The organism is Streptomyces sp. NPDC020597 (assembly GCF_044335095.1).
In the GTDB taxonomy this organism is placed as follows: Bacteria; Actinomycetota; Actinomycetes; order Streptomycetales; family Streptomycetaceae; genus Streptomyces.
The window spans coordinates 87,191-109,119 of record NZ_JBIRUL010000004.1 but is presented as its reverse complement, the minus strand read 5'-3'; the positions used below and the strand labels follow the sequence as shown (position 1 = coordinate 109,119).

General features: G+C 73.7%; 16 protein-coding genes and 1 pseudogene. 11 read left to right on the top strand and 6 right to left on the bottom strand.

Going from position 1 to position 21,929, the window contains the following annotated elements:
* Positions 1 to 1,669: 1,669 nt before the first annotated feature.
* Positions 1,670 to 2,089, top strand: a pseudogene (locus tag ACH4ZA_RS09070) (hypothetical protein); the annotation flags it as partial.
* A 70-nt stretch (positions 2,090 to 2,159) separates the two neighbouring features.
* On the opposite strand, the gene ACH4ZA_RS09065 reads toward ACH4ZA_RS09070, so the two are convergent.
* Together ACH4ZA_RS09065 and ACH4ZA_RS09060 are read right to left on the bottom strand one after the other, a co-directional pair.
* On the bottom strand, positions 2,160 to 3,014 hold the full coding sequence (locus tag ACH4ZA_RS09065) for an NPP1 family protein (protein ID WP_398428657.1): 855 nt from the start codon (positions 3,012 to 3,014) through the stop codon (positions 2,160 to 2,162).
* A 373-nt stretch (positions 3,015 to 3,387) separates the two neighbouring features.
* Positions 3,388 to 4,359, bottom strand: coding sequence for a ribosome-inactivating family protein (locus tag ACH4ZA_RS09060; RefSeq protein WP_398428656.1), 972 nt, complete (start codon positions 4,357 to 4,359; stop codon positions 3,388 to 3,390).
* 185 nt (positions 4,360 to 4,544) lie between these two features.
* On the opposite strand from ACH4ZA_RS09060, the gene ACH4ZA_RS09055 reads away from it, so the two are divergent.
* From ACH4ZA_RS09055 to ACH4ZA_RS09045, 3 genes are all read left to right on the top strand, one after another.
* Positions 4,545 to 8,315: a helix-turn-helix domain-containing protein gene (locus tag ACH4ZA_RS09055; protein WP_398428655.1), complete on the top strand. Its 3,771-nt coding sequence runs from the start codon at positions 4,545 to 4,547 to the stop codon at positions 8,313 to 8,315.
* A gap of 508 nt (positions 8,316 to 8,823) precedes the next feature.
* Complete coding sequence (locus tag ACH4ZA_RS09050; RefSeq protein ID WP_398428654.1) at positions 8,824 to 10,167, top strand: tetratricopeptide repeat protein; 1,344 nt, start codon at positions 8,824 to 8,826, stop codon at positions 10,165 to 10,167.
* A gap of 231 nt (positions 10,168 to 10,398) precedes the next feature.
* On the top strand, positions 10,399 to 11,121 hold the full coding sequence (locus ACH4ZA_RS09045; protein ID WP_398428653.1) for a GAF and ANTAR domain-containing protein: 723 nt from the start codon (positions 10,399 to 10,401) through the stop codon (positions 11,119 to 11,121).
* A gap of 51 nt (positions 11,122 to 11,172) precedes the next feature.
* On the opposite strand, the gene ACH4ZA_RS09040 is transcribed toward ACH4ZA_RS09045, so the two are convergent.
* Entirely contained in the window at positions 11,173 to 12,015 is an 843-nt protein-coding gene (locus ACH4ZA_RS09040; RefSeq protein WP_319275936.1) for a hypothetical protein, read from the bottom strand.
* 352 nt (positions 12,016 to 12,367) lie between these two features.
* On the opposite strand from ACH4ZA_RS09040, the gene thrS reads away from it, so the two are divergent.
* Positions 12,368 to 13,723, top strand: coding sequence for a threonine--tRNA ligase (gene thrS / locus ACH4ZA_RS09035; protein WP_398428651.1), 1,356 nt, complete (start codon positions 12,368 to 12,370; stop codon positions 13,721 to 13,723).
* Between the two features lie 96 nt (positions 13,724 to 13,819).
* Entirely contained in the window at positions 13,820 to 14,782 is a 963-nt protein-coding gene (locus ACH4ZA_RS09030) for a nucleoside hydrolase (protein ID WP_319276004.1), read from the top strand.
* A 100-nt stretch (positions 14,783 to 14,882) separates the two neighbouring features.
* Here ACH4ZA_RS09030 and ACH4ZA_RS09025 read toward each other — a convergent pair whose 3' ends face one another.
* Positions 14,883 to 15,830, bottom strand: coding sequence for an LAETG motif-containing sortase-dependent surface protein (locus ACH4ZA_RS09025; RefSeq protein WP_398428649.1), 948 nt, complete (start codon positions 15,828 to 15,830; stop codon positions 14,883 to 14,885).
* A 313-nt stretch (positions 15,831 to 16,143) separates the two neighbouring features.
* On the opposite strand from ACH4ZA_RS09025, the gene ACH4ZA_RS09020 reads away from it, so the two are divergent.
* A complete protein-coding gene (locus ACH4ZA_RS09020) occupies positions 16,144 to 17,802 on the top strand; it encodes a glycoside hydrolase family 13 protein (protein WP_398428648.1) in 1,659 nt (552 codons plus the stop codon).
* A gap of 30 nt (positions 17,803 to 17,832) precedes the next feature.
* Here ACH4ZA_RS09020 and ACH4ZA_RS09015 read toward each other — a convergent pair whose 3' ends face one another.
* Positions 17,833 to 18,573, bottom strand: a complete 741-nt coding sequence (locus ACH4ZA_RS09015) for a DUF4142 domain-containing protein (protein ID WP_319276003.1) — start codon at positions 18,571 to 18,573, stop codon at positions 17,833 to 17,835.
* A 202-nt stretch (positions 18,574 to 18,775) separates the two neighbouring features.
* Here ACH4ZA_RS09015 and ACH4ZA_RS09010 point away from each other — a divergent pair, with 202 nt between their 5' ends.
* Positions 18,776 to 19,459 (top strand): O-methyltransferase, encoded by a 684-nt coding sequence (locus ACH4ZA_RS09010; protein WP_398428647.1) that lies wholly within the window; start codon positions 18,776 to 18,778, stop codon positions 19,457 to 19,459.
* A gap of 77 nt (positions 19,460 to 19,536) precedes the next feature.
* Entirely contained in the window at positions 19,537 to 20,244 is a 708-nt protein-coding gene (locus ACH4ZA_RS09005; protein WP_398428645.1) for an MOSC domain-containing protein, read from the top strand.
* On the opposite strand, the gene ACH4ZA_RS09000 is transcribed toward ACH4ZA_RS09005, so the two are convergent.
* Positions 20,241 to 20,495, bottom strand: coding sequence for a hypothetical protein (locus ACH4ZA_RS09000; protein ID WP_319275930.1), 255 nt, complete (start codon positions 20,493 to 20,495; stop codon positions 20,241 to 20,243). The two genes, ACH4ZA_RS09005 and ACH4ZA_RS09000, sit on opposite strands and share 4 nt — an antisense overlap.
* Positions 20,496 to 20,751: 256 nt before the next feature.
* Here ACH4ZA_RS09000 and ACH4ZA_RS08995 point away from each other — a divergent pair, with 256 nt between their 5' ends.
* Both ACH4ZA_RS08995 and ACH4ZA_RS08990 read left to right on the top strand, forming a co-directional pair.
* Entirely contained in the window at positions 20,752 to 21,456 is a 705-nt protein-coding gene (locus tag ACH4ZA_RS08995) for a DUF6445 family protein (protein ID WP_319275929.1), read from the top strand.
* 115 nt (positions 21,457 to 21,571) lie between these two features.
* On the top strand, positions 21,572 to 21,901 hold the full coding sequence (locus ACH4ZA_RS08990) for a trypco2 family protein (RefSeq protein ID WP_319275928.1): 330 nt from the start codon (positions 21,572 to 21,574) through the stop codon (positions 21,899 to 21,901).
* The last annotated feature ends 28 nt before the right edge of the window (positions 21,902 to 21,929 follow it).

The following is a 21,929-nucleotide window of genomic DNA, read 5'->3' as shown; positions in this document are numbered from 1 at the left end:
CCTTCCAGGGCACACCTGGGCGGGGGCGGTGGCAAGTCGGATGCGCGTATTGCGTGCGGAAGTCCGGCGACGGCGCGCCCGGTCCGCGGTCCGCGAAGGGCGACGAAGGCCCCGTAAGGGGAGGTTTGCAGGCCTGAGGCTCCCCTTTGCAGCAGCAGCGGTTACGGTGCTGAGGTACGTGATCGACAGGGGAGGGGACATGCGGGAGGGGACCATGCCCGGAACCGTGCTGCTGCTCGCGGCCTCGCCCAGGGGCAAGGGGTGTCTGGTCGACGCGGCCTCGGTGCTCCCCGTGCTGGCGGCCGTGCCGCCTCCCGTGCTGGCCGGCGCCGACACCGCGAACGTCGTCGAACTGGCCGATCCGCTGGAGCCGCAGGCCGTGCTGACCCGGCTGCGGGCCGCCGCGGCCGCGCCCGGCCCGCTGACCCTGTTCGTCGCGGGTCAGCTGCAACTCGACCGGCGGCAGCGACTGCCGCACCTGGCGCTCGCCCGGACGACGTCCTCCACCGTGCGCTACACCGGGTTCCCCTGGCACTGGTTCCGGGAGGAGCTGCGGCTGCGCGCGCCCGGCTCCACGACGGCCGTGCTCGACCTGCGCGCGGATCCGGAGACCTGGCAGTGGCTGCGCGGCAACCCGCTGGACTGCGGGCAGGCGACCGCCGTCTACGGGCGGATCGCGCCGCCGCCGGGCCGACGGGAGGTCGCCGCGCCGACGTACATGAAGGCGGTCGCGACGATACTGCGCAGCGGGGGCCGTCCGGCGCTCGATCGGCTGCACCAGGCGGCGCTGGCCCGGATCGCCGGGGACGGCGAGGTCGGCGACCTGGTGCTCCCCGGCTCAGCCGCGCCGGTCGCCCCGGTCGCCCCGGTCGCCCCGTTCACCCTGGTCGCCCCGGTCCGGCCCACGTCCGCCGCGCCGGCGGGAGTCCCCGTCCGGCCCGCGTTCTCGCCACCGGCGACTGCCGTCCCCGCGGCCGCGGGCATCCCCGCGGGCGGCTCCGGCGCGCCTGACGGCGCCCTCGTCGCGGGCCCCGCCGCGCCCGGCGATCCCGCCGTCGCCGTCGTCGTCCAGCCTGCCGATCTCGGCGGCCCCGCCGCGCCCGTCGCGTCCGCCGCACCGACGGCATCCGTCATAACCGCCGGCTCCCCCGTCCTCCCCGCCCCCGTCGTCCCCGTCGTCCCGGTTGTGCCCGTCGGCTCCTCCGTGGGCTCCGTGGGGCCGGATGCCCCTGAAATGGCCGCCGGCACCTGCGAGCCCGGCGTCCCCGTCTCCGGCCCGCCGGCCGACGCGGTCGCGTCCGCCGCTTCCGCGTCCGGGGCCGCCCCCGTCTCGGCCGTGCCCGCCGATGTGCCGGCTGTGCCCTCCTCTGCCGCACCGGCGGTACCGGCCGACGCGGCTCCGGTGCGGATCTCCGACGCGGCCCCGGCCGTGACCCCCGCCCCCATCCCCGTCACCGCCACTGTTCCTGCCCCCGTCCCCGCTCCCGCCTCTGCCGTGCGTGTCGGGGTCCCCGTCTCCGCCGCGTCCGAGGGTCTGGTCCTCGCGGAGCCGACTCCCGCGGAGCCGACTCCCGCGCAGCCGACGGCCGTGACCTCCCGGTCCCGGGTTCCCGCGCCGGGGGCCGCCGGGGGCGGGGTGTCCCGGGGTGGGCGGGAGAGGCGCGACCTCGATCCGCACGCGGCCATCTCCACCGCCGTCCGGTCCGGGCGGCACGCCGACGCCGACGTGCTCGCCGCCGGGCTGGAGCAGGCCGCGGCAGCGTCGTACGGGTCCGGTTCCGAGGAGGCGCTGCACTGGGCCGAGGTGCGGGCGGACCTGGCGATGTTCGCGGGGGACGCCGAGCGCAGCTGCCGTACCTGGATGACGGTCGCCTTCGCCCGGCTGGAGGCCGGTCAGCCGGTCGACGCGCCCGCCGTGGAGGCGGCGGCCGACCGGGCGCACCACCAGTGGGGGCGGATCCCCGACGCGGCGCGGGCCCGGGCGCTGGGGCAGGCGATCGCGGAGCTGCGGGCCCGGGTGCCGGGCCGGCGCGAGGGCGCGCTGGACCACGTCCAGCAGCAGTTGCGGGAACTGCAGACCCAGGGGTGACCGGGACGCGCGGCCGCCGACGCGAATGGAGAACGGTGCGTCGGCGGCCGCGTTCGGGGCGGGACGGACGTCAGAGCGCGAGGTTCGGCCTGAAGGACGGGATGGCGTTCGGGAACGCCTTGTTCACGCTGTTCCGGGCGGTGTTCAGGCCGCTCGAGAAGTGGCCCTGGAAGTCCTGGAGGGGGAAGTTCGCGCCGGTCGCGCCCTGGCCGGCGTCGTCGCCCGACCAGTCGAAGGTCCACAGCTTGTTGAAGGCCTTCGGGTACTTCGTCTTCATCTTGTCCATGCCGATCAGGTCGGGCGCGTCCCACTGGTGGTTGCCCCAGGCCTGCGGAACCTGTCCGGCGTTGGCGAAGACGAAGTCGTGGGTCGTCGCACCGTCCAGGTGATAGACGACCCTGACGTGGTTGCCGTCGTGGTTGGTCTGCTTGAACGCCTTCGTCTGGAACCCGCTGTGCTGGGAGACGGACACGTACGAGGGCGTCTCGGCGCCCCGCTTCTGCCAGACCACGGCCTTCTCCCAGTCGTGGCGGTGACCGGTGAGGCCGCCCGTGCCCTGGTCCTTCTCGAAGTACAGGGCGTACATGTACGCGCACCAGTTGGCGTCGCAGGCGGTGCGGACGTAGGTGTTGGCCTGGCCGAGGTGGTCGGTGTGGCAGCCGCCGGCGGTCGTGCCGGTCGTCTCGAGACCACCGTTGGCGTGGCCGTTCGCGTCGACGGCCGTCGCCGGGTAGCAGCTGTTCTGCGTGTAGTCGAAGAACGGCTGGTACTTGCTCTGGAACGCGGAGGCCTGCGCGCTCAGCGGCTGCAGGATCTGGGCGGACGCGCTGCCCGCGAAGCCCACGGCCAGGGCGGCGGCGCTGCCCGCGACCAGGGCGGCCTTGCGGACGCGGGACATCGTGGTCTTCTCGGTTGTCTTGAACATGCTCGGTTACTCCCGTTGCGAGGTGCGGGTCCGCAAGTCGTGCGGATCCGGGGTGACGAGACTGAGGCTGGCAACCGGAAGAGTTGATCGGCACCCTCTTTCACCAGGGCGATCAACTCTCCGGAGCCGTCGGTGACCGTACGTGTACGGGTCGAACGGATGGCATGGGTGTTCGCGTCGTCGGCCGGGCGGCAGTCGTCCGGGTCGTGGTCGTGGACCGCTCGATGGTCTTCTGGAACGCGGTCGCGCCTCCCGCGCGACGCACGCCGCGAGGAAGCCCCCGGCGGGGCAGGGGAAGCACCCCGGGGCGGGAGGGGGATGCCCCCGGGGGCACGGGGAAGTGTCCCGCCGGGGGCGGCTCGTCACGGCGTCGTCAGAACTTGTGCCAGAGCGCCACGGCCAGCTGGGCGTCGATGGCCGCCAGCGTCGAGAGGAAGCCCTCGCCGATCGGGTAGTGGGGGGCGGTGTGGTTGTGCGTCGCGGCCTGGAGGGCGTCGGAGAGGCCACCCCAGTTGTTCTCGAAGTCCATGCCCGTCACGTTGAACCTGCTGCTGCTCGACCCGTCGGAGCTGATCGTCGACGTCGTGCCCGGGTAGTAGCTGTGGCCGCCCCTGATCGCCTCGCTGACGCGGGAGGAGATGAAGTCGAAGCGGGCGCCCTCGGCGAAGGCCTGGGTGAGGATCAGCATGGCCCGGGCCTGGTCCCGTCCGGCCGTTTGGTAGTGCAGGTTGCCCAGGTCGCTGATCGATCCCTGGATGCTGCTCAGGGAGATGCCGAGACTGTCCCGGCCGATGCCGGCCTTCTGCTCCATGTTGCTGTAGTTGAGCCAGGACAGGTTCACCGGATGCGCCCCGGCGTAGGTCGCGGGCCCCGCGCCCATCCGGTAGTACACGTTCGTGCCGTCGTTGCGCCAGCCGACGACGTACAGGTTTCTCGCGTCGAGCACCAGCGTGATCTGGTTGCGGCCCATGGCCAGGGTGACCGGGAAGTAGTCGGTCCGGTTGCGGGTGAGGACGGTGCCGCCGTAGAGGGGGGTGCCCCTGACCCGGCCGCGGATGTCGCGGATGATCGAGTCGTACCGGTGGGCGAGGTCCTTGTGGACGCCCGTCGTCAGGTCGTAGCTCATGCCGTCGGTCGGCACCGTTTCGTTGACCAGCTGGACCTGTCCGCCGGTCGACGACGCCTGGTGCCCCGCCGTGAGCCCGCTCACCCCGGTGACGGCGAGGGCGCCGACGAGGGCGGCCGGGACGACGGTCGATGCGCGCAGTTTGCGGAAGAGGTTGATTCGGGACATCGCGCTGTTCTCCAGATGCTCGGGGTGCCGGTGGTCCGGCGTTTCCGTCACCGACGCTCGCAACCGGAACGTTGATTGGCATGTTCGTCGGCCAGGCCGATCAATTCGGCCGGGGAGGCGACTGATCGTCCGGCGTTCCCTTTCGTTCACCTGGGCGCAACCCGGGTGTTACGGGACGGGCCGTATGGTCATCGCTCCTGATGTCGCTTTCGTCAGGTGTACGGAGGTACGAGCGCATGGGGCGTCCCGAGAGACCGCTGGACCCGTCGGCGGGTCCCGTTCAGCGACTCGCCCACGAGCTGCGTGAACTGCGCAGGGCGGCCGGCGGCCTGTCCTACCGGGCCATGGCCGAAGCGGCCGGGTTCTCCGCGACAACGTTGTCACAGGCGGCGGCCGGCGAGCGGCTGCCGTCGCTCGCCGTGGTCCGCGGGTACGCGGGCGCGTGCGGGGCGGATGCCGGGGAGTGGGAGGCCCGCTGGAAGGAGGCCGAGGCCGAGGCGGCGGGAACGGCACGTGCGCAGGACGAGAACGCGGCGCCGTACCGGGGGCTCACCCGGTTCGAGCCGGGCGACCGTGAGCTGTTCTTCGGCCGGGACCGGCTGGTCGAGGAGGTGAACCGGCTGGTGTGCGACCACCGGTTCGCGGTGTTGTTCGGAGCGTCCGGGAGCGGTAAGTCGTCCCTTCTGCGGGCCGGGCTCATCCCGCGGCTCAGGGAGGAGATCGCGGCCCGGGGCCGGCCGTCGGTCCTGCGGGTCCTCACCCCGGGAGACCGGCCCGCGCAGCGATACGGCCATCTGCTGGCGCCCGCCGAGGGGGAGCCGGAGAGCTGGGTGGTGGTCGACCAGTTCGAGGAGGTCTTCACCCTCTGCCGGGACCGCGCCGAGCGGGCCCGCTTCCTCGGCCTGCTGCTCGCCGCCCGCGACCCGGACAGCCGGCTGAGGGTCCTCATCTCCGTACGCGCCGACTTCTACGCCCGCTGCGCCGAGCACCGCGACCTGGCCGACGCCCTGCGCGGCGCCGGACTCCTGGTCGGCCCGATGACCGCCGACGAACTGCGCGAGGCGGTGGTCAGACCGGCGCAGGCGGTCGGGCACCTGGTGGAGCGGGAGCTGACCACGAAGATCGTCGAAGAGGTCCTCGACCAGCCCGGTGGCCTGCCGATGCTCTCGCACGCCCTGCTGGAGACCTGGCACAGGCGCAAGGGCCGCATGTTGACGCTGGCCGCGTACGAAGCGACGGGCGGGGTGCGCGGTGCGATCGCGGCCAGCGCGGAGGAGGTGTACGGGCAGCTCACCACGGACCGGCGACGGGCCGCACGGGAGCTGCTGCTGCGGATGATCGAGCCGGGCCGGGGAGCCCCCGACACCCGCCGCCCGCTCACCCGCGCCGAACTCGACGAGTGGGCGGACCCCGACGTCCCGGTCGTGGTGGAGCGGCTGGCCCGCGCCCGGCTGGTGACAGCCGACGAGGAGGGCGTCCACCTCGCCCACGAGGCGCTGATCACCTGCTGGCCGCGACTGCTGGGCTGGATCGACCAGGATCGCGAGCGTCTGCGCCGGCACCGGGCCCTGACCGAGGCCGCCCGTACCTGGCTGGAGCACGACCGTGATCCCGGAGCCCTGTACCGGGGAGCCCGGCTCGACCACGCCGGGGAGCACTTCCCGGACCCCGCGCGGGACCCCGTCCTGACCGCGACGGAACGGGAGTTCCTGATCGCCGCGTGCGCGGCCCGCGACGCGGAACGCCGGGACGCCGTCCGGGCGACGCGCCGCGCGCGGACCGCGCTGGGCGTGCTGTCGACCGTCCTCGTGATGGCGCTGGTGGCGGGTCTGTCAGCCTGGACGCAGAGCCGGGACAACGAGCGCCGCGCCACCGAGGACGCGGCCCGGCGGCTCGCCTCCGTCGCGGACGCCCTGCGCACCACGGACCCGCGCACCGCGCAGATCCTCGGCGTCGCCGCCTGGCGGACGGCCCGTCTTCCGGAGACCCGCGGCGCGCTGCTGGGCTCGCTCGGCCAGCGGGAACTCGACACCTTCGGCGACCCGGCGTCGGGTGACGGCCTTTCGCGGTATCTCACGGACTCCGGGCGTACGTTGCTCAGCGTCGAGGGGCGCGAGTGGCGGACCTGGGACGTGGCACGGCACCGGCGGACCGGGTCCGGCCGGCTGCCGCAGTACAGCCAGGTGGTGGGAGCGAGCCCCGACGGGCGACTGCTGGCGCTCCTGGAGGACGGCGGGGCGCGGCTGTGGGACACGGTTGCCGGGCGGTGGCGCGGCGACCTGCTGACGGACTCGTCCCTCGTGGAGTTCTCCGGCAGCAGTTACCTCGTGTCCGACTCGGACGACCCGGAGGTGCAGGTGCGCTCCATCGCGGACGGCCGAACGCTGTTCCGGACGGCGGCGGACGACACCGCGGTGGTGGCGGCGAGCCCGGACAGCGGGCTGGTCGCGGCCTGCCCGACCGGCGGAGGCCCGCCGCTGGTACGGGACCTGCGTGCAAGGCGCACGGTGCACGGCCACTGGGAAGGTTCGGGTGAGATCTGCGGCCGGGAGGGCGCGCTGCTGGTGCTCGGCGGCCGGCGACAGCTCGCCGCGCTGACCCCGACGGGGGTGCTCGTCTGGGACGTCCGGTCGGGGCGGCAGCTGGCCGACCTCCAGGACACCGGGGTGACGCGCGTGTCCTTCAGCGAGGACGGGAGGTTCCTGGCGACCGCCGACGCGCAGGAGATCAGGGTGTGGCGGCCGGGCGTCGCGGCCCCGGTGTTCCGGCACTCCCTGAACAACCAGCATCTGTACAGCGGCCTGGCCTGGGACGCCTCGCGTGCGGTGCTGCGCTACCTGGAGGGCGGCACGGTGCACACGCTGGACGTCTCCGCGGCCGTGACCACCGCCTGGCAGGAGCCCCCGATGGACAAGGTGCTGCTCAGCCCCGACGGCCGCACCCTCGCCACGGCGAGGCGCACCGGCGGCCGCTACCGCGTCGAACTGCGCGACACCGTCGACGGACATCTGCTGCGCACGCTGCCCTCGCCGCGGTTCCCGGCGCCCACCGACCCCGCGTTCCCGGTGTATCCGCAGGACACCTCCGCACTGCTGGCGTTCACTCCCGACGGCAGGGCACTCGCCTACGGCGTCTCGTCCTCCAGCAGCGAGACGTCCCGGCAGCCGTTCACGATCTGGGACGTCCCCGAGGCCCGTGTCCGCACGACCCTGAACCTGGCCGCGCAGACGTCGACCGGTGCGGTGGTCAGCCTCACCCTCGGCCCGGGCGCCCGCGCCCTCTACCTCACTCGCGCCCACCTCTCCACCGCCGACGCCGAGGGCGTCGGCACGCTGAGCAACGAGCTCTGGGACACGGCCCACGACCGCAGGGCGGCGGTCCTCCCCGCCCTGTCCAGCAATCACCTGGCCGCCCGCCCGGACGGCCGGCTCCTGGTCGGCGACAACGAGGTCGCCGACCTGCCGGCGGGTGAGGCCGGCGACCGGGACCTCGTCCAGGGCGAGGGGATCGGCGCCCTTGCCTTCGCCCCCGACGGTTCGCTGCTGGCGGCAGGCGACCAGTCGGGAAGGGTCGCACTGTGGGACGGCCGGCTGCGCCAACGCGCAGGCATCCTGCGCAACGTGTTCCCCGCCCTCCCCGACGACATCGGCGACGGGATCTTCGGCGACACCTCGGAAGCGGTCAGCGCCCTCGCCATCAGCCCCGACCGAACGACGCTGGCGGTCGGTGGTGAGGCGGGCAGCCTGCAGCTCTGGGACGTCGCCACGCAGCAGCCGCTGGGCTCACCCCTGACGACGTCCGGCGAGCGGATCGACACCGTCGCCTTCGGCGCCGACGGCGGCACGGTGTACGCGGGCAGCGCGCACGTGCCGCTGCAGCGGTACCCGATCGACCCCGAGCGGGCGGTCGAGACCGTGTGCGCACGGGCCGGAGGGGCCGGGCCGACCAGAGCCCAGTGGCGGACGTACGTGCCCGGCGTGCCGTACCGGAAGGTGTGCGCGGACTGACCGGCGCCCGCGCTGATCACTGTGGTGGAGCGGGCGGCAGGGAGGGCGGCGACTGCCGGAACGGCATGACCGGGAACGGCGACCGCAACGACTCCGCCCGACGGGGACGCCCGACTCCGTCACGCCCCCGGACCGCTTCGGGGCGCGTCGGAGGAGTGCGTCGGCTGCGGCCGGGACCCGCCCGGCCCGCGGCGTCAGCGGCGGCCGGCCGCGTCCTGCTGGGCCGTCGGCGAGGACGGAACCGTGTCGGTGGTGGCGGCCGGGCCCGCGTTGGCGGCCGCGATCAGTGCCGTGACGGTCACCAGTGCCGCCGCGAGTGCTCTCGCATACGGCGCGGTGGGGCGTGCGGAAGGGCGCGCGGAGGGGTTTCCGGACACGGCTACCTCGCAACGTCGGCGACTGCGATACGCACGTCAGCAAGCGGTTAAGCGTGCTTAACTCACTGTTTAACCTAGGGGCTGGAATGCTCCAACGGCAAGAGGCGCAAGGTCGGTTGGGGGAGCCGGGAGTGATGGAGCGGGACGAGCCCGAGGTCGTCGGACGCCGGGTGCAGCGGTTGCGCGTCGAGCGCGGACTGACCCAGCGCCAGCTGGCCGAGCCGACCTACACCCCTGCCTATGTCTCCACGCTGGAGGCGGGCCGGGTGCGGCCCTCCGACGAGGCGCTCAGGCACCTCGCCGAGCGGCTCGGCGTCGACTTCGAGGAACTGGCGACCGGCCGGCCCGCACGCCTCGTCACCGATCTGCGGCTGCGGCTGACCGAGGCCCGGCGCCTGCTGGCCACCGGGGAGGCCGAGGAGGCGGCACGGCAGTACCGCGCGCTGCTGGCGGAGGCGGAGCGGCACGCGCTCGACGAGGAGCAGGCCGGCGCGCTGCTCGGGCTCGGCGAGTGCGGGATCGACACCGGAGACCTGGACGCGGCCCGCGACTTCTTCGAGCGGGCGGAGAGCCGTCTCGCCGGGGCCCCGCTGCCCGCGCGGGTCCCCGCTCTGCGCGGCCGCGCCGTCGCCCACTACCTGGCGGGCGAACTGCGTTACGCGGTCTACCTGTTGGAGTCCACACTCGACGAGCTCAACCGGGGCGGGCTGCACGACCCGGACGCGCTCCTGCTTCTGTACGCGTCGGTCATCGGCCCGTACATGGACATGGGGGCGGCGGCCCGTGCGGCGCAGGCGGCCGAGTTCGCCCTGGCGCTCGCGCCGCAGGTCGCCGACCCCGCGCTGGTCGCCCGGATGCACCGTTCGGTGGCCCGCACGCTGCTCGCCGAGGGGCGGCTCGCGGAGGCCGACGCCTCGCTGGCCAAGGCGGCCGAGCTGTACCGCCAGCTCCAGCTGCGCACCGAACTCGCCAACTGTCACTGGATGCGCGGCTACGTGTACGCCCAGAACGGTGAAATGGGGCGTGCCGAGGACGAGTTGAGGCAGGCGCAGGCCATGCTCTCGGCGCAGCGCGCCGTCCTCTACAGCAGTCAGGTCGCCGTGGAGCTGGCCGACGTGCTGCACCGCCGGGGCAGGTCGGAGGAGGCCGCCGCGCTGTTGCGGGAGGTGCTCGGCGACCTGTCCCCCGAACGCGGCGCCGTGCACGCGGCCGGCGCCCACCGCCTCCTCGGCATCATCGCCGAGGACGCCCGCGACACGGAGGCGGCCGAGGAGCACTACGTGCGCGCCCTCAGCCTGCTGGAGCGTGCGGGCGCGGCCGGGGACCTCGCCGACCTGTGCCGGATGCTGGGGGACCTGCTGCGGCGTACGGGGCGGGTGGAGGCGGCGCTCGACGCGTACCGCACGGGTCTCGGTCACCGCACGGCCCCCGGGACGACCACGCTGGGACCCGCCCCGGCACAGCCTCCCCTGTAGCCCCCGCCCCCCGACGCGACCTCCCCCGGCAGTCCCGCCCCCGCGCCGCCCGCCCCGCGCCGCCCGCCCGCGGCGCGACGGCCTCGGCGGCACCGGTTTCCGACGGCCCCGGCAGCACCGGTTTCCGACGGCCCCGGCAGCACCGGTTTCCCTGGTGGGCCCGGGGTACTCGGCCGACGGAAGCCGCGCCGCGCGGACGGCCGGGCGGGACGGCGGACGGAGGTGACGGGCGTGACCGACCGGGAGCGGGACCGGGTCGCCGACGTCATCGCCAGGGAGACGGGCGACGCCGTCGCCCAGGACGTCCCGCAGCGGCTGTGCGACGCCGTGCTGAAGCTGCTGCCCGTGAGCGGCGCGAGCGTCTCGCTGCGCGGCGAGGGCATGCCGGTGCCGCTGGGGGCGAGCGGGAAGGGCGCGGCGTACGTGCTGGAGATGGAGGTCACGCTGGGGGACGGGCCGGGTCTGGAGGCCGCGGAGACCGGCGCCGTGGTCGCCGCTCCCGACCTGACCTCGGACCGGGACGCCGGCCGCTGGCCGGTGTTCGCGCAGCAGGCGGCGGCCGCCGGGGTCCGGTCGGTGTACGCGCTGCCGCTGGGCGACCGCGCGGTGTGCGTGGGCACGCTCGACCTCTACCGTGACGTCCCCGGCGAGCTGGCGGCCGAGGAGGTGCGCACCGCCCGGGCGGTGGCCGACGTCGTGACGGCGGTGCTGCTGGCGCTGCCCCGGGACGAGCAGGACGGCCCGGACGGCGCCGGTCTCTGGCTCAGCCCGCTGGCCACCGATCACGGTGAGGTGTACCGGGCCGTCGGCATGCTGATGGCGCAACTCGGCGTCCCCGCGGACGAGGCGCTGGCGCTCCTGCGGGGGCACGCCTTCGCGGGGGACCGCACGGTGCTGGAACTCGCGCACGACGTGGTCGAGCACCGCACGCGGTTCGACGACCCGGACTTCTGAGAGGGAGCACCGCCGCGCAGCGCCCACGGCGCCCACGGCGCCCACGCACGCTCAGATCTGCACCCGCCCCTGCTTTCTGACGTCCGTCAGCCGGCTCACGCCCAACTGCACGGCCGCCTGCGTCGCGGCGTTGGGGACGTCGCCGAGACCGCCGTTGGTGAGGGCGAAGGCGTCCTCGCCGGCCCGTACGGCGGCGACGTCCAGAGTGAGGACCGTCGGATCGCCGCCGTTCTCGGCGGCTTCCCGTCCGGGGTCCTGTGCGGGGTCCTGTCCGGCGTTCTCCGGGGCGTTCGGCACGGCGCCCGCCAAGCGCGTCACCGTGACCCGGAGTCCCTGCCGGGCGTCGCCCACCTCCGGCAGGGGCAGTTCGGAGACCTGCACGTCCAGCACCGCCCCGTCGGCCGCCTTGGCGGTGAAGCGGGCGCACGTCTGCGGCAGCGTCCTCAACCGGGCCAGCGTGCGGTCCACGTCCGCCGGGCGACTGCCGGTGAGCTGGTAGCGCAGCTGCGCGCCGGAGTCCGGGTCGTCGAGCGCGACGACCGCGCGGACCGGTCCGCCGAGCAGCTCGTCGGCGTAGAGGTCGTCGAGGAGCCGCCCGCAGTCGGCCGGTGAGGCCGTCGCCTTGAGCATCCCGTCCCGCCAGGTCGCGGCGCCGCGGGTCGCGGTCCAGGGCGCGCCGAGGTCCCGCTCGGTGATGAGGGCGGCCTGCGCCTGCGCCTTGGTCAGTCCCGCCGACGCGGCCGGCGCGGACGGCTTGGCCGACGACCGCTCGACGGTGGGGGTGGCCGGAGCGGCGGTCGGCGGATGCTCCAGGCCGAGGGTGGCGCAGCCGGAGGTGAGGGCGGTGGCGGCGGTGAGGAGGAGCGTGGAGGCCAGGTGAGGGCGGCGGGTCATCGGGGGTGCCTCCAGGAGTGGGCGCGGGCGCCGGGCCGATGCCGGCGCCGGGCGATCCGGGGTGCTTTCTCCCACGTCAGCACCGGTGCGCCGGGGGGACCAGCGCGGCGGTCCGTACGGGTTACCGGCGTTGGTGCGGGCGGGTGGGCGAGGGCGGGAAAAGGGATGGCGTGCCGTGCTGCGCCGTCGCTACGGTGGCGGCGTGAAGCGCGCCCAGCCGTCCCGCACGACGACGCCGGAGACCGTCCCGGCGCGCTGATCCATGACTGGATGTCCGAAGCCCCGGGGTGAGCGCCCCGGGGCTTCCGCGTTCCCGGTCTCTCGCCCCGCCCCGAGCGAGGGAGCCCCATCCGTGAACGACCACCACTCCGCCCCCGGCCACGGTCTCGCCCCCGGCCGCCACTCCGCCTCCGGTCAGGGCCCCGCTCCCGGTCGGGGCCTCGCCCCGGGGCACGGCCCGGAAGAGGACGGCGAGGGCGCCGACGCCGGTCACGAGCGGGACCACCGCCGCCTCGGCCGCGCACTCGGGCTGTTCGACACCGACCCCCTGATCGGCGCGGGTCTGCCGTACTGGCTGCCGGACGGGGCGATCGTCCGGCACACCCTGGAGGAGTACGTCCGGGAGACCGAACGGGCCGCAGGGTACCGGCACGTGTACTCGCCGGTACTCGGCAAGCGCGAGCTGTACGAGATCTCCGGCCACTGGGCGCACTACAGCGAGGACATGTTCCCGCCGATGGAGCTCGGGGCCGAGCAGGTCGTCCTGCGGCCCAGTCTCTGCCCCCACCATGCGCTCATCTACCGTTCCCGCTCCCGCAGCTACCGCGAACTCCCGCTGCGTATCGCCGAGTTGGGCGGCATGTACCGCTCCGAGCCGTCCGGGGTGCTGGGCGGACTGACCCGCGTGCGGGCCATCCAGCTCAACGACGCGCACGTGTTCTGCACCCTGGAGCAGGCGGTCGACGAAGCCCGCGCGGCGCTCGCCCTGATCGCCCGCGCCTACGCCGACCTGGGCATCAGCGCCTCCCGGCACCGGCTCTCGCTGCCCGGCGAGGGCGGCAAGTACGTGGCCGACCCGAAGCTGTGGCGGCGGGCCACCGCGCTGCTCAGGGAGGTCCTGGACGGCGCCGGCGTCGCCTATGAGGAGGCAGAGGGCGAGGCCGCCTTCTACGGGCCGAAGATCGACGTGCAGATCACCGACCGCGCCGGCCGCGAGGCGACCCTCTCCACCGTGCAGATCGACTTCCACCAGCCCGAACGCTTCGACCTGCACTACGTCGGCGCCGACGGGGCGAAGCACCGCCCGGTGATGGTGCACCGCAGCGTCGTCGGCAGTGTGGAGCGGGTCGTCGCCCACCTGATCGAGGAGCACGGCGGTGCGTTCCCGGTCTGGCTGGCGCCGGTGCAGCTGGTCGTGCTGCCGGTGTCGCAGGCGCAGCGGGACGCGGCGGAGGAGCTGGTGGGCCGGGCGTCGGCCGCCGGGCTGCGAGCGGAGCTCGCGGGTCCCGAGCAGGGCAGCCTCGGGGCCCGGGTGCGGGCGGCGCGGCTCGCGCCGTACCAGGCGGTGATCGGGGAGCGGGAGGCAGGTGCGGAGCGGGTCGCACTACGGTTGCGCGACGGCCGCCGCCCCGGTGAGCTGCCGGCCCGCGACCTGGTCGCGCGGATCGCCGAGCGGGCGGCGGCGCGCGGTACCGCGCTGTGGGAGTGAGCCCGCGCCCGCATAGGGTCGTGGACGACCGTGGTGCGGAAGGAGTCCCTGGTGACCGAGGCGAACGAGTCGGCCGAGCCGAGCGAGGCGAGCGAAGTGCCCGAGCAGCCCATTCCCGTGATCATCGACTGCGACACCGGCGTCGACGACGCCCTCGCCCTGCTGTTCGCCGTACGCCATCCCGGCCTGGACGTGCGGGCGGTGACCTGTGTGGCCGGGAACACCGACGTGGACGGGGTGGTCCGCAACACGCTGACCGTGCTGGAGCATGCGGGCGCGGGGGACATCCCGGTCGCGCGGGGCGCCGAGCGCCCGCTCATCGAGCCCGTCCGCACGGCGTCGCACGTGCACGGTCAGGACGGCATGGGCGACCTGGGCCTGCCCGCCCCCACCCGCCGCCCGGTCGACGTGGACGCGGTGACCCTGCTGCGCCGCGAGATCCTGGCCTCCCCGCGCCCGGTGACCCTGGTCCCCACCGCGCCGCTCACGAACATCGCCCTGCTGCTGCGCACCCATCCGGAGGTGACCCGCAACATCGAGCGGATCGTGTTCATGGGCGGTGCGGTGACCACGGGGAACGCCACGCCGGTCGCGGAGTTCAACGTGTGGCACGACCCGGAGGCGGCGGCGATCCTGCTGACGGCGGGCGTGCCGATCACGATGTACGGCCTGGACGTCTTCCAGCGGGTCCTGGTCCCGGCGGCGGACGTGGCGCGGCTGCGGGCGAGCGCGGAGCCGCGACTGAAGCTCGCGGGCGCACTCCTCGCGCACCGTGACCCGGCGAGCTCCGGCGATCCCACGCCCACCGGGGGCCTGGGGGACGCGGGCGCGCTCTGCGCGGTGGCCGACCCGGCGGGCCTGACCACCGAGCTCCTCCCGGTCGAGGTCTCCCTCGCCCCCGGTCCGTCCCGCGGCCAGACGGTCGTCGACCGCAGGCCGCGTCCCGGCGAGTCCGAGATCCACGAGGGTGTGCGCGAACAGGCCCTCGTGGACGTGGCGTTGGACGTGGACGTGGAGCGTTACGTGAAGCTGTGGCTGACCGCGGTGGAGGGCGTCTAGGAACGGCGGAACGGCCGCCCGGTCATCCGGTACGGCCGTCCCGTCACTCGCCGTGTCACCCGGCCTCGGCGCCGGCTCGGGGCCGGCGCCGGTCCTGGCGTCAGGCGCGCGTGGCCTTGCGGCGCCGCGTGGCGACGACGATCGCCGCGCCACCCGCCAGCAGGGCCGCCGCGCCGCCCGCGATCAGGGGCGTGTCGCTGCTCGCGCCGGTCTCCGCGAGGTCGCCGCCGCCGCCGTTGGGCGTCGGGGCGGGCGCGGTGGTCGACTCGGAGGCGGACGGGGTCGGCGAGCCGCTGTCGGAGGGCGACGGGGACGGCGACGTGGTGTCGCTGTCCGACGGCTTCGACGGCGTGCCCGACGGGCTGCCGGACGGGCTGCCGGAGGCACTGCCCGACGGCGGGGTGACCGGCGGCGGCTGCTCGGTGACCGTGCAGTCCTTCGTGCCGCCGTTCCAGGCCGCGATCAGCTTGTCCTTGATGACCGGGCGGTTCGGCCCCTTCGGCAGGTCGCCGTGGACGAAGCCGTCCTTCGCGTCGAGCTTGCCGTCGAACCTGACCGCGCCGCGGTAGAGGTCGATCTGGGCGAAGCAGCCCGCGTCGGGCACGGCGATGTCGAGGCTCTCGGACCCGCCGGGCTTGACCGTCACGGTGTCGAAGTCGACGAAGACCTGCTCGCCGGAGGTGGCGAAGCTGGAGCCGTGGGCGAGGTAGGAGGCCAGGGAGGCGGTGCACGTCGTCGCGTCGCCGGCGGCGCGGACGTTGACGTGGATCTTGCCGTCCTCGGTCGGCTTGAGGTTCTGGTCGTCGACGCGCACCGAGTCGAAGAAGTGCGTTCCGTCGAGCGAGAACTGGCAGCGGTCGGTCTGCGTCTCGGTGCCCGCACCCGTCCCCGGACGGTAGTGTCCGCCGGAGTTCCAGCCGTCGCCGCCGGGCGTCCCGGTGCCCGCGAAGGCGACGGAGGCGGCGGCGACGGAGGCGGCGCACAGGGTGAGCGACACGGCGCCCGCCCCCAGCAGGCGGCGCACGGTGGCAGTTCGCGCTATGGACATACGGATCCCGTTCTTGGCGAGTCGCCGGGCTGACTGGTCCGGATCAGAGGCCGAAGGCATCAGCGGAAGGCGTCAGGAGAGCAGCGGAGCAGCGGAGAAGGCCGCCGGGCTCGTCGGTCACAGCTGCCACGAAGGCCACACGTGTCACAGAGGCCACAGCGTGGACCCATCGTCGTGTGCATGCCGGACCGCTGTCAACCTGCGTCAAACCCGTGTGAGTTCAAGATTCCGTCACCTGTTCCCCACGTACGGAATGATCTGTTCCGAACAGTCCGACGTTCACTTTCCGGGCACAGTGGACAGACTTGCGTGCATGACCGATTTCTCCCCCCATCGACCCGACTGGTGGCGGCAGGCCGTCGTCTACCAGGTCTATCCGCGCAGCTTCGCCGACGCCGACGGGGACGGCCTCGGGGACCTGCGGGGCGTCACCGGCCGGCTCCCCCATCTCGCCGCCCTCGGCGTGGACGCCCTCTGGCTCTCCCCCTTCTACCCGTCCGAGCTCGCCGACGGCGGCTACGACGTCGCCGACCACCGGAACGTCGATCCGCGCCTGGGCTCCCTGGCCGACTTCGACGCCCTCGCCGCCGAGGCCCACCGGCTCGGCCTGAAGGTGATCGTCGACCTCGTGCCGAACCACACCTCCCACCGGCACCCCTGGTTCCAGGAGGCCCTGGACGCAGGCCCCGGCGCGCCCGCCCGCGACCGCTACGTCTTCCGCGACGGCCGCGGCCCGGGCGGCGTGCTCCCGCCCACCGACTGGCAGTCCGTGTTCGGCGGCAGCGCATGGCAGCGCGTCCCCGACGGCCAGTGGTACCTCCATCTGTTCGCCCGTGAGCAGCCCGACCTGAACTGGGACCGCGAGGAGGTCCGTGAGGACTTCCGCACCACGCTGCGCTTCTGGTCCGACCGGGGCGTCGACGGCTTCCGCGTCGACGTGGCCCACGCCCTCGCCAAGGACCTCGCCGAGCCCCTGCGCGACCTGGGCGCGCCGGAGCTCAGCGGCGACGCGGGCCTCGCCCGGCTCGCTCCGGGCACGCACCCCTTCTTCGACCGCGACGAGGTCCACGAGATCTACCGCGACTGGCGGCGCGTCCTCGACGCGTACACCCCGCCCCGCACCGCCGTCGCCGAGGCATGGGTGCCGGGCGACCGCCGCGCCCTGTACGCCCGCCCGGACGAACTCGACCAGGCGTTCAACTTCGAGTACCTGCAGGCGGTGTGGGACGCCGAGGCGATCCGTGCGGTCATCACGGGCTCGCTGGCCGGCGCCCGGGCCGTCGGCGCGTCGGCGACCTGGGTCCTTTCCAACCACGACGTCGTACGCCACGCCTCGCGCCTCATGCTCCCGCCCGGCACGGACGACGGCGGCTGGCTCCTGTCGGACGGACTCGCCCCGCAGGTCGACGAGACGGCCGGCCTGCGCCGGGCCCGCGCGGCGACGCTGCTGATGCTGGCGCTGCCGGGTTCGTCGTACCTCTACCAGGGGGAGGAGCTGGGCCTGCCCGAGGTGGCCGACCTGCCCGTGGAAGTGCTCCAGGACCCTGTGTGGGAGCAGTCGGGGCACACCCGCAAGGGCCGCGACGGGTGCCGGGTGCCGTTGCCCTGGACGTCGGCGGGGCCGTCGTACGGCTTCGGGCCCGCGGGGGCCTGGCTGCCCCAGCCCCCCGCCTTCGCGCGGTACGCCGTCGAGGCGCAGGACGGGGTCGAGGGCTCCACCCTGGAGCTCTACCGCACGGCCCTGCGGCTGCGCCGCAAGCTGCTCGCCGGCGAGGAGCTCACCTGGGAGCCGGATCCCGCTCCGGGCGTGCTGGCGTTCGCCCGCACCGACGGCTGGCGGTGCGTGGCGAACCTGTCGGACACGCCCGTGCCGCTGCCGGCCGGGGAGGTGCTGCTGAGCAGCGCGCCCCCGGCCCCGGACGGCAGCGGCACGGGAACGCTGCCGCCGGACACGACGGTCTGGCTGGCGTGAGCGCCCCGGCGGCGCGGGCCGAGGGGCCTGCTACTGGCCGGTGCCGGGCTGGGCGTTGCCGTTGACGACACCACTGAGGTCCAGCGGGGTGGAGGTGGCGGTCGGCGGCGGGTTGAGGACGACCATGGGCTGGCCGGCCGGCGGGACCGGGGGGGTCATGTCCGACTGGGGCAGCTTGGGCGGCGTCGTCTGGTTGAACAGGGTGGTGTCGAAGTCGACCAGACCGGTCTTCTCCATCACCGTGATGTGGTCCAGCACGGTGTCGTTGGCCTGGTCGGCGAGTGCGCGCACGAGCGTGTTCTTCGTCGTGGACCGGATCTTGGCGATCGTGTTGAAGATCGAGCCGTGCGTCATGCGCAGGATGTTGGCGAAGTCGGTGTCGAACTGCTTGCCGCTCTCCGCCTTCAGCTGGGTGACGAAGCCCTCCTGCTGCGGGCTGGCCACGTTGGGCAGCTGGATGTTCAGCATCGGCGCGATCTTGCGGCAGCTGGTGTCCAGCGCGCCGTGACCGTCGATCAGGTGGTTGCTGGCGGTGCGCACGGCCGGGGTCTGGCTCTTCTGGAGTCCGATCTGGCCCAGCGGGTACTCCCACAGCCCGGCGGCCCGGACCTTCACCACGAAGTCCCGGTCGCTCTCGGTCAGAGGTCCCCACTGGGTGTTGGCGATGATCCGGTCACCCGAGGTCGACACGGTGTCCAGGCCGAGCATCGACGGGTACGCGAGGGCGCTGAGTGTCAGGGTCAGCGCGCCCCCCACGAAAATAGTTCCCATCATGTTGCGCGAAAGTGCCACCGTTCCTCCTGCCCGTCGGGGAATCCGCCGTCGTGTCTTCGCCCGGTGGGGACCCGGACGAAGAGAAGTACGCGCGCGGAGCCGTTCGGACTCATCCGATCGCCGAAAAGTTGATGGACGGTGCACCGGCCGAACTAGTAAGTTCCCATAAGGAACTCACCTGTTCGAGAGGGGACCCGCCGTGCAGCAGACCTGGACCGCCGTCGACGCCTACTTCAACGACCTGCTGGTGGAGGAGGACGACGCGTTGCTCGCGGCCGGCGCGGGCAGCGAGGCCGCGGGTCTGCCGCCCCATCAGGTCGCGCCCAACCAGGGCAAGCTGCTGCATCTGATCGCCCGCATCCGGGGGGCCCGCACGATCCTGGAGATCGGCACCCTCGGCGGCTACAGCACCCTCTGGCTCGCCCGCGCCCTGCCCGAGGGCGGCCGTCTGGTGACACTGGAGGCGGACGAACGGCACGCGCGGACGGCGGCGGCGAACATCGCGCGGGCGGGCCTGCGGGACGTCGTGGACCTGCGGGTGGGCAAGGCGTCGGACACGCTGCCGCTCCTGGCGGCCGAGCCGGGGCCGGGGGGCGGGCCGGCCGAGCCGTTCGACCTGGTCTTCATCGACGCGGACAAGCCCTCGAACCCGCTCTACCTGGAGTGGGCGCTGCGGCTGACCCGGCCGGGCAGCGTCATCGTCGGCGACAACGTGGTGCGCGAGGGCGCGGTCACGGACGCGGCGAGCACCGACCCGCGCGTCCAGGGAGTCCGCACATTCACCGAACTGATCTCCCGGCACCCGAAGTTGACCGCGACGGCGGTGCAGACGGTGGGCGAGAAGGGGTACGACGGCTTCGTCATGGCACTGGTGACGGACTGAGGCGGGACGCGGCGACGCGGCACCAAGCGGCACGACGTGAGACGGGACAGGGACTTGGGGGGCATGGCGGCATGGGGATGAGCACGGCACGACTGTCGGAGATCACGTACTACCCGGTGAAGGGATGCGCGGGGGTGACGCTCACGGAGGCGGCGCTCACGCCGACCGGTCTGCCGTACGACCGCACGTACGCGATCGCCGACGAGAAGGGCGAGCTGCGCTGGCAGTGGGGAGACCCCCGGATGGCGCTGATCTCCCCGGAGTCGAGCGACGGCGAGGTGACGCTGCACGCGCCGGGCCGGGACCCGGTCCGGGCGGCCGGCCCGGACGTGCACGCCTGGCTCACGGAGTTCCTGGGCGTCCCGAGCACCCTCGTCCGGCCGCCGGCGGGCAACGCCCACCGTCTGCACGTCGTCTCGCGCGCCAGCCTGGACGCCCTGAACCGCCGCCTCGCCGCCCGGGGAGCAGCCCCTCTCCCCATGAACCGCTTCCGACCCAATCTGGTCGTCGACGGCTGGGACGACCCGCACACCGAGGACCGCGCCGCCCGCCTCGCCGTGGCCGGCGCCGAACTGGCCTTCACCGAGGACACGATCCGCTGCGCCATCACCATGGTCGACCAGCGCACCGGCCGCCGCGCCGGCCCGGAACCCCTGCGCACGCTGGCGGACTACCGCCGGGCGGAGGCGGGCGGCATCGCCTTCGGCGCCTACTTCCAGGTCCGCCGGGCGGGCCGGATAGCGCTGGGCGACGAGGTGACGGTGTGTTCCGGGGCGATGCCCTAGATGCCCTCGGCGTGCTGGACGTGCTTCGCGCCCTCCATGGCCTTCGTCTGGCGGCGTTCCTGGAGGGCGCGGTTGATGGTGTACATGCGGATCGCGGTGAACAGGACGACGGCCGCGCCGATGGCGGCCATCTGCCACTCGCCGTCCCGGACGGCCGCATAGAAGAGGAAGCCGCTGAAGACGACACCGAAGACGACGAGCAGGGGTTCGCGCACCCAGAAGGGGAGCACGCGGATCACGAGACCGATCATCGGGTCACTTCAGCACCCGCAGCCCACGCCGGCTGTGACGGACGCCACAATTCCGGGAGTCGGTCTGTGCGTGGCGTGCGGAAGGCGTGCGGAAGACGTGCCGAGAACGCGCAAAAGCGCGCGAATGCCGACGCGGGGGGCGCCATGGGCAGTTGGCGAACCGTTGACCGCCCGGGGGAAAGGTTGACCGCTTCACGGAGGAGTCCGGACGAACGGGAGGGCGAGTCATGAGGATCCCTCGACCTAGATTCGCTGCATGTCCATGCCACAGCGGCCCCATCAGCCCGCGAGGGCTGCCGCCACGCTCCCGGTCCTCCCCTACCGCAAACCCACCAGGGGCCGGGACTACTGGGTGATCGACGACGTCTTCCCCGAGCCCGACATCACCGCGATCCGGGCGCGCTGTCTCGCCAAGGACGACTGGGTCAAGGGCCACCCCTACACCTCGGAGAGCTGGCCCGGACTGCGCACCATGCCCGGTCTCGAACCCGGTGAACTCGACCGTGTGGAGCGGCTGGTGCGCAAGGCGACGGGGGCGCGGAAACTGTGGGTGCAGCAGGCCCCCGGCGGCGGCACCCTCAACCACAACTGCGTCCAGGTCGTCGGCGCGGGGGAGAGCACTCCGCGCCCGCACTCCGACTCACGGGCGCTGTGCCGGTACGCGGCCGTGCTGTACCTCAACCCGGCCGTCCCCAAGGACTGCGGCACCAGCTTCTACCGGCAGTCCCTGCCGGGCGGGCGGCTCGGCGGCAACGTCGTCCAGGCCCCGCACAACAACCTCGTGGAAGCCCTCGGCACCCGGTTCGTCGCGCCGGACGCCTTCGAGGAGGACGTACGGGTGCCCCACCGGCACAACCGTCTGCTGCTGTACAACGCCAACCTCGTGCACAGCGCCACCGGTTACTCCGGCACCACGCTCGAGGAGAAGCGCATGACGGCCGTCTTCTTCTGGATGGCCTGAGCCGGCCACGGCGAACCCGTCGTTTCATGGGCACGACCGGCGAAACCCCCCTACCCTGTGGGGCCATGGAGTGACTCCGTGGGGGTGGTCGCCCAGGGGATGCAAGGGGGCACGAGTGGACATCGAACTCAGCAAGGCCGTGGCTTCGATCCGGGACGAGCTTCTGACGGCGGCGACCGAGGGCGCGGGGCGGGAGATCTCCTTCCGGGCCGACTCCGTCGAGCTCGAGTTCGCCGTCGAGTTGCGGGCCGACACCGAGGCGAAGGCCGGCTTCCGGGCCTGGGTGGTGTCCGCGGACGTCAAGGCGGGCCTGTCCCACCAACGCGTCCACCGGGTGAAGGTCTCCCTCTCGCCCCGGCGCGCCGACGGCGGCGACCTGCTCATCCACAGCTCGGGACAACGGCACGACGGACCCGGTGACCTCTCGGACCACATCGCGGACTGAGACGCGTGGCCGTCCGCCCGCCTGCCTC

Bases quoted from the DNA above. Each gene is read 5' to 3' on its own strand.
- ACH4ZA_RS09000 (WP_319275930.1), bottom strand. From the start codon at position 20,495: ATGATCGGTCTCGTGATCCGCGTGCTCCCCTTCTGGGTGCGCGAACCC.
- ACH4ZA_RS09020 (WP_398428648.1), top strand. From the start codon at position 16,144: ATGACCGATTTCTCCCCCCATCGACCCGACTGGTGGCGGCAGGCCGTC.
- ACH4ZA_RS09040 (WP_319275936.1), bottom strand. From the start codon at position 12,015: ATGACCCGCCGCCCTCACCTGGCCTCCACGCTCCTCCTCACCGCCGCC.
- ACH4ZA_RS09025 (WP_398428649.1), bottom strand. From the start codon at position 15,830: ATGTCCATAGCGCGAACTGCCACCGTGCGCCGCCTGCTGGGGGCGGGC.
- ACH4ZA_RS08995 (WP_319275929.1), top strand. From the start codon at position 20,752: ATGTCCATGCCACAGCGGCCCCATCAGCCCGCGAGGGCTGCCGCCACG.
- ACH4ZA_RS09015 (WP_319276003.1), bottom strand. From the start codon at position 18,573: ATGGGAACTATTTTCGTGGGGGGCGCGCTGACCCTGACACTCAGCGCC.
- ACH4ZA_RS09005 (WP_398428645.1), top strand. From the start codon at position 19,537: ATGAGCACGGCACGACTGTCGGAGATCACGTACTACCCGGTGAAGGGA.
- ACH4ZA_RS09055 (WP_398428655.1), top strand. From the start codon at position 4,545: ATGGGGCGTCCCGAGAGACCGCTGGACCCGTCGGCGGGTCCCGTTCAG.
- ACH4ZA_RS09065 (WP_398428657.1), bottom strand. From the start codon at position 3,014: ATGTTCAAGACAACCGAGAAGACCACGATGTCCCGCGTCCGCAAGGCC.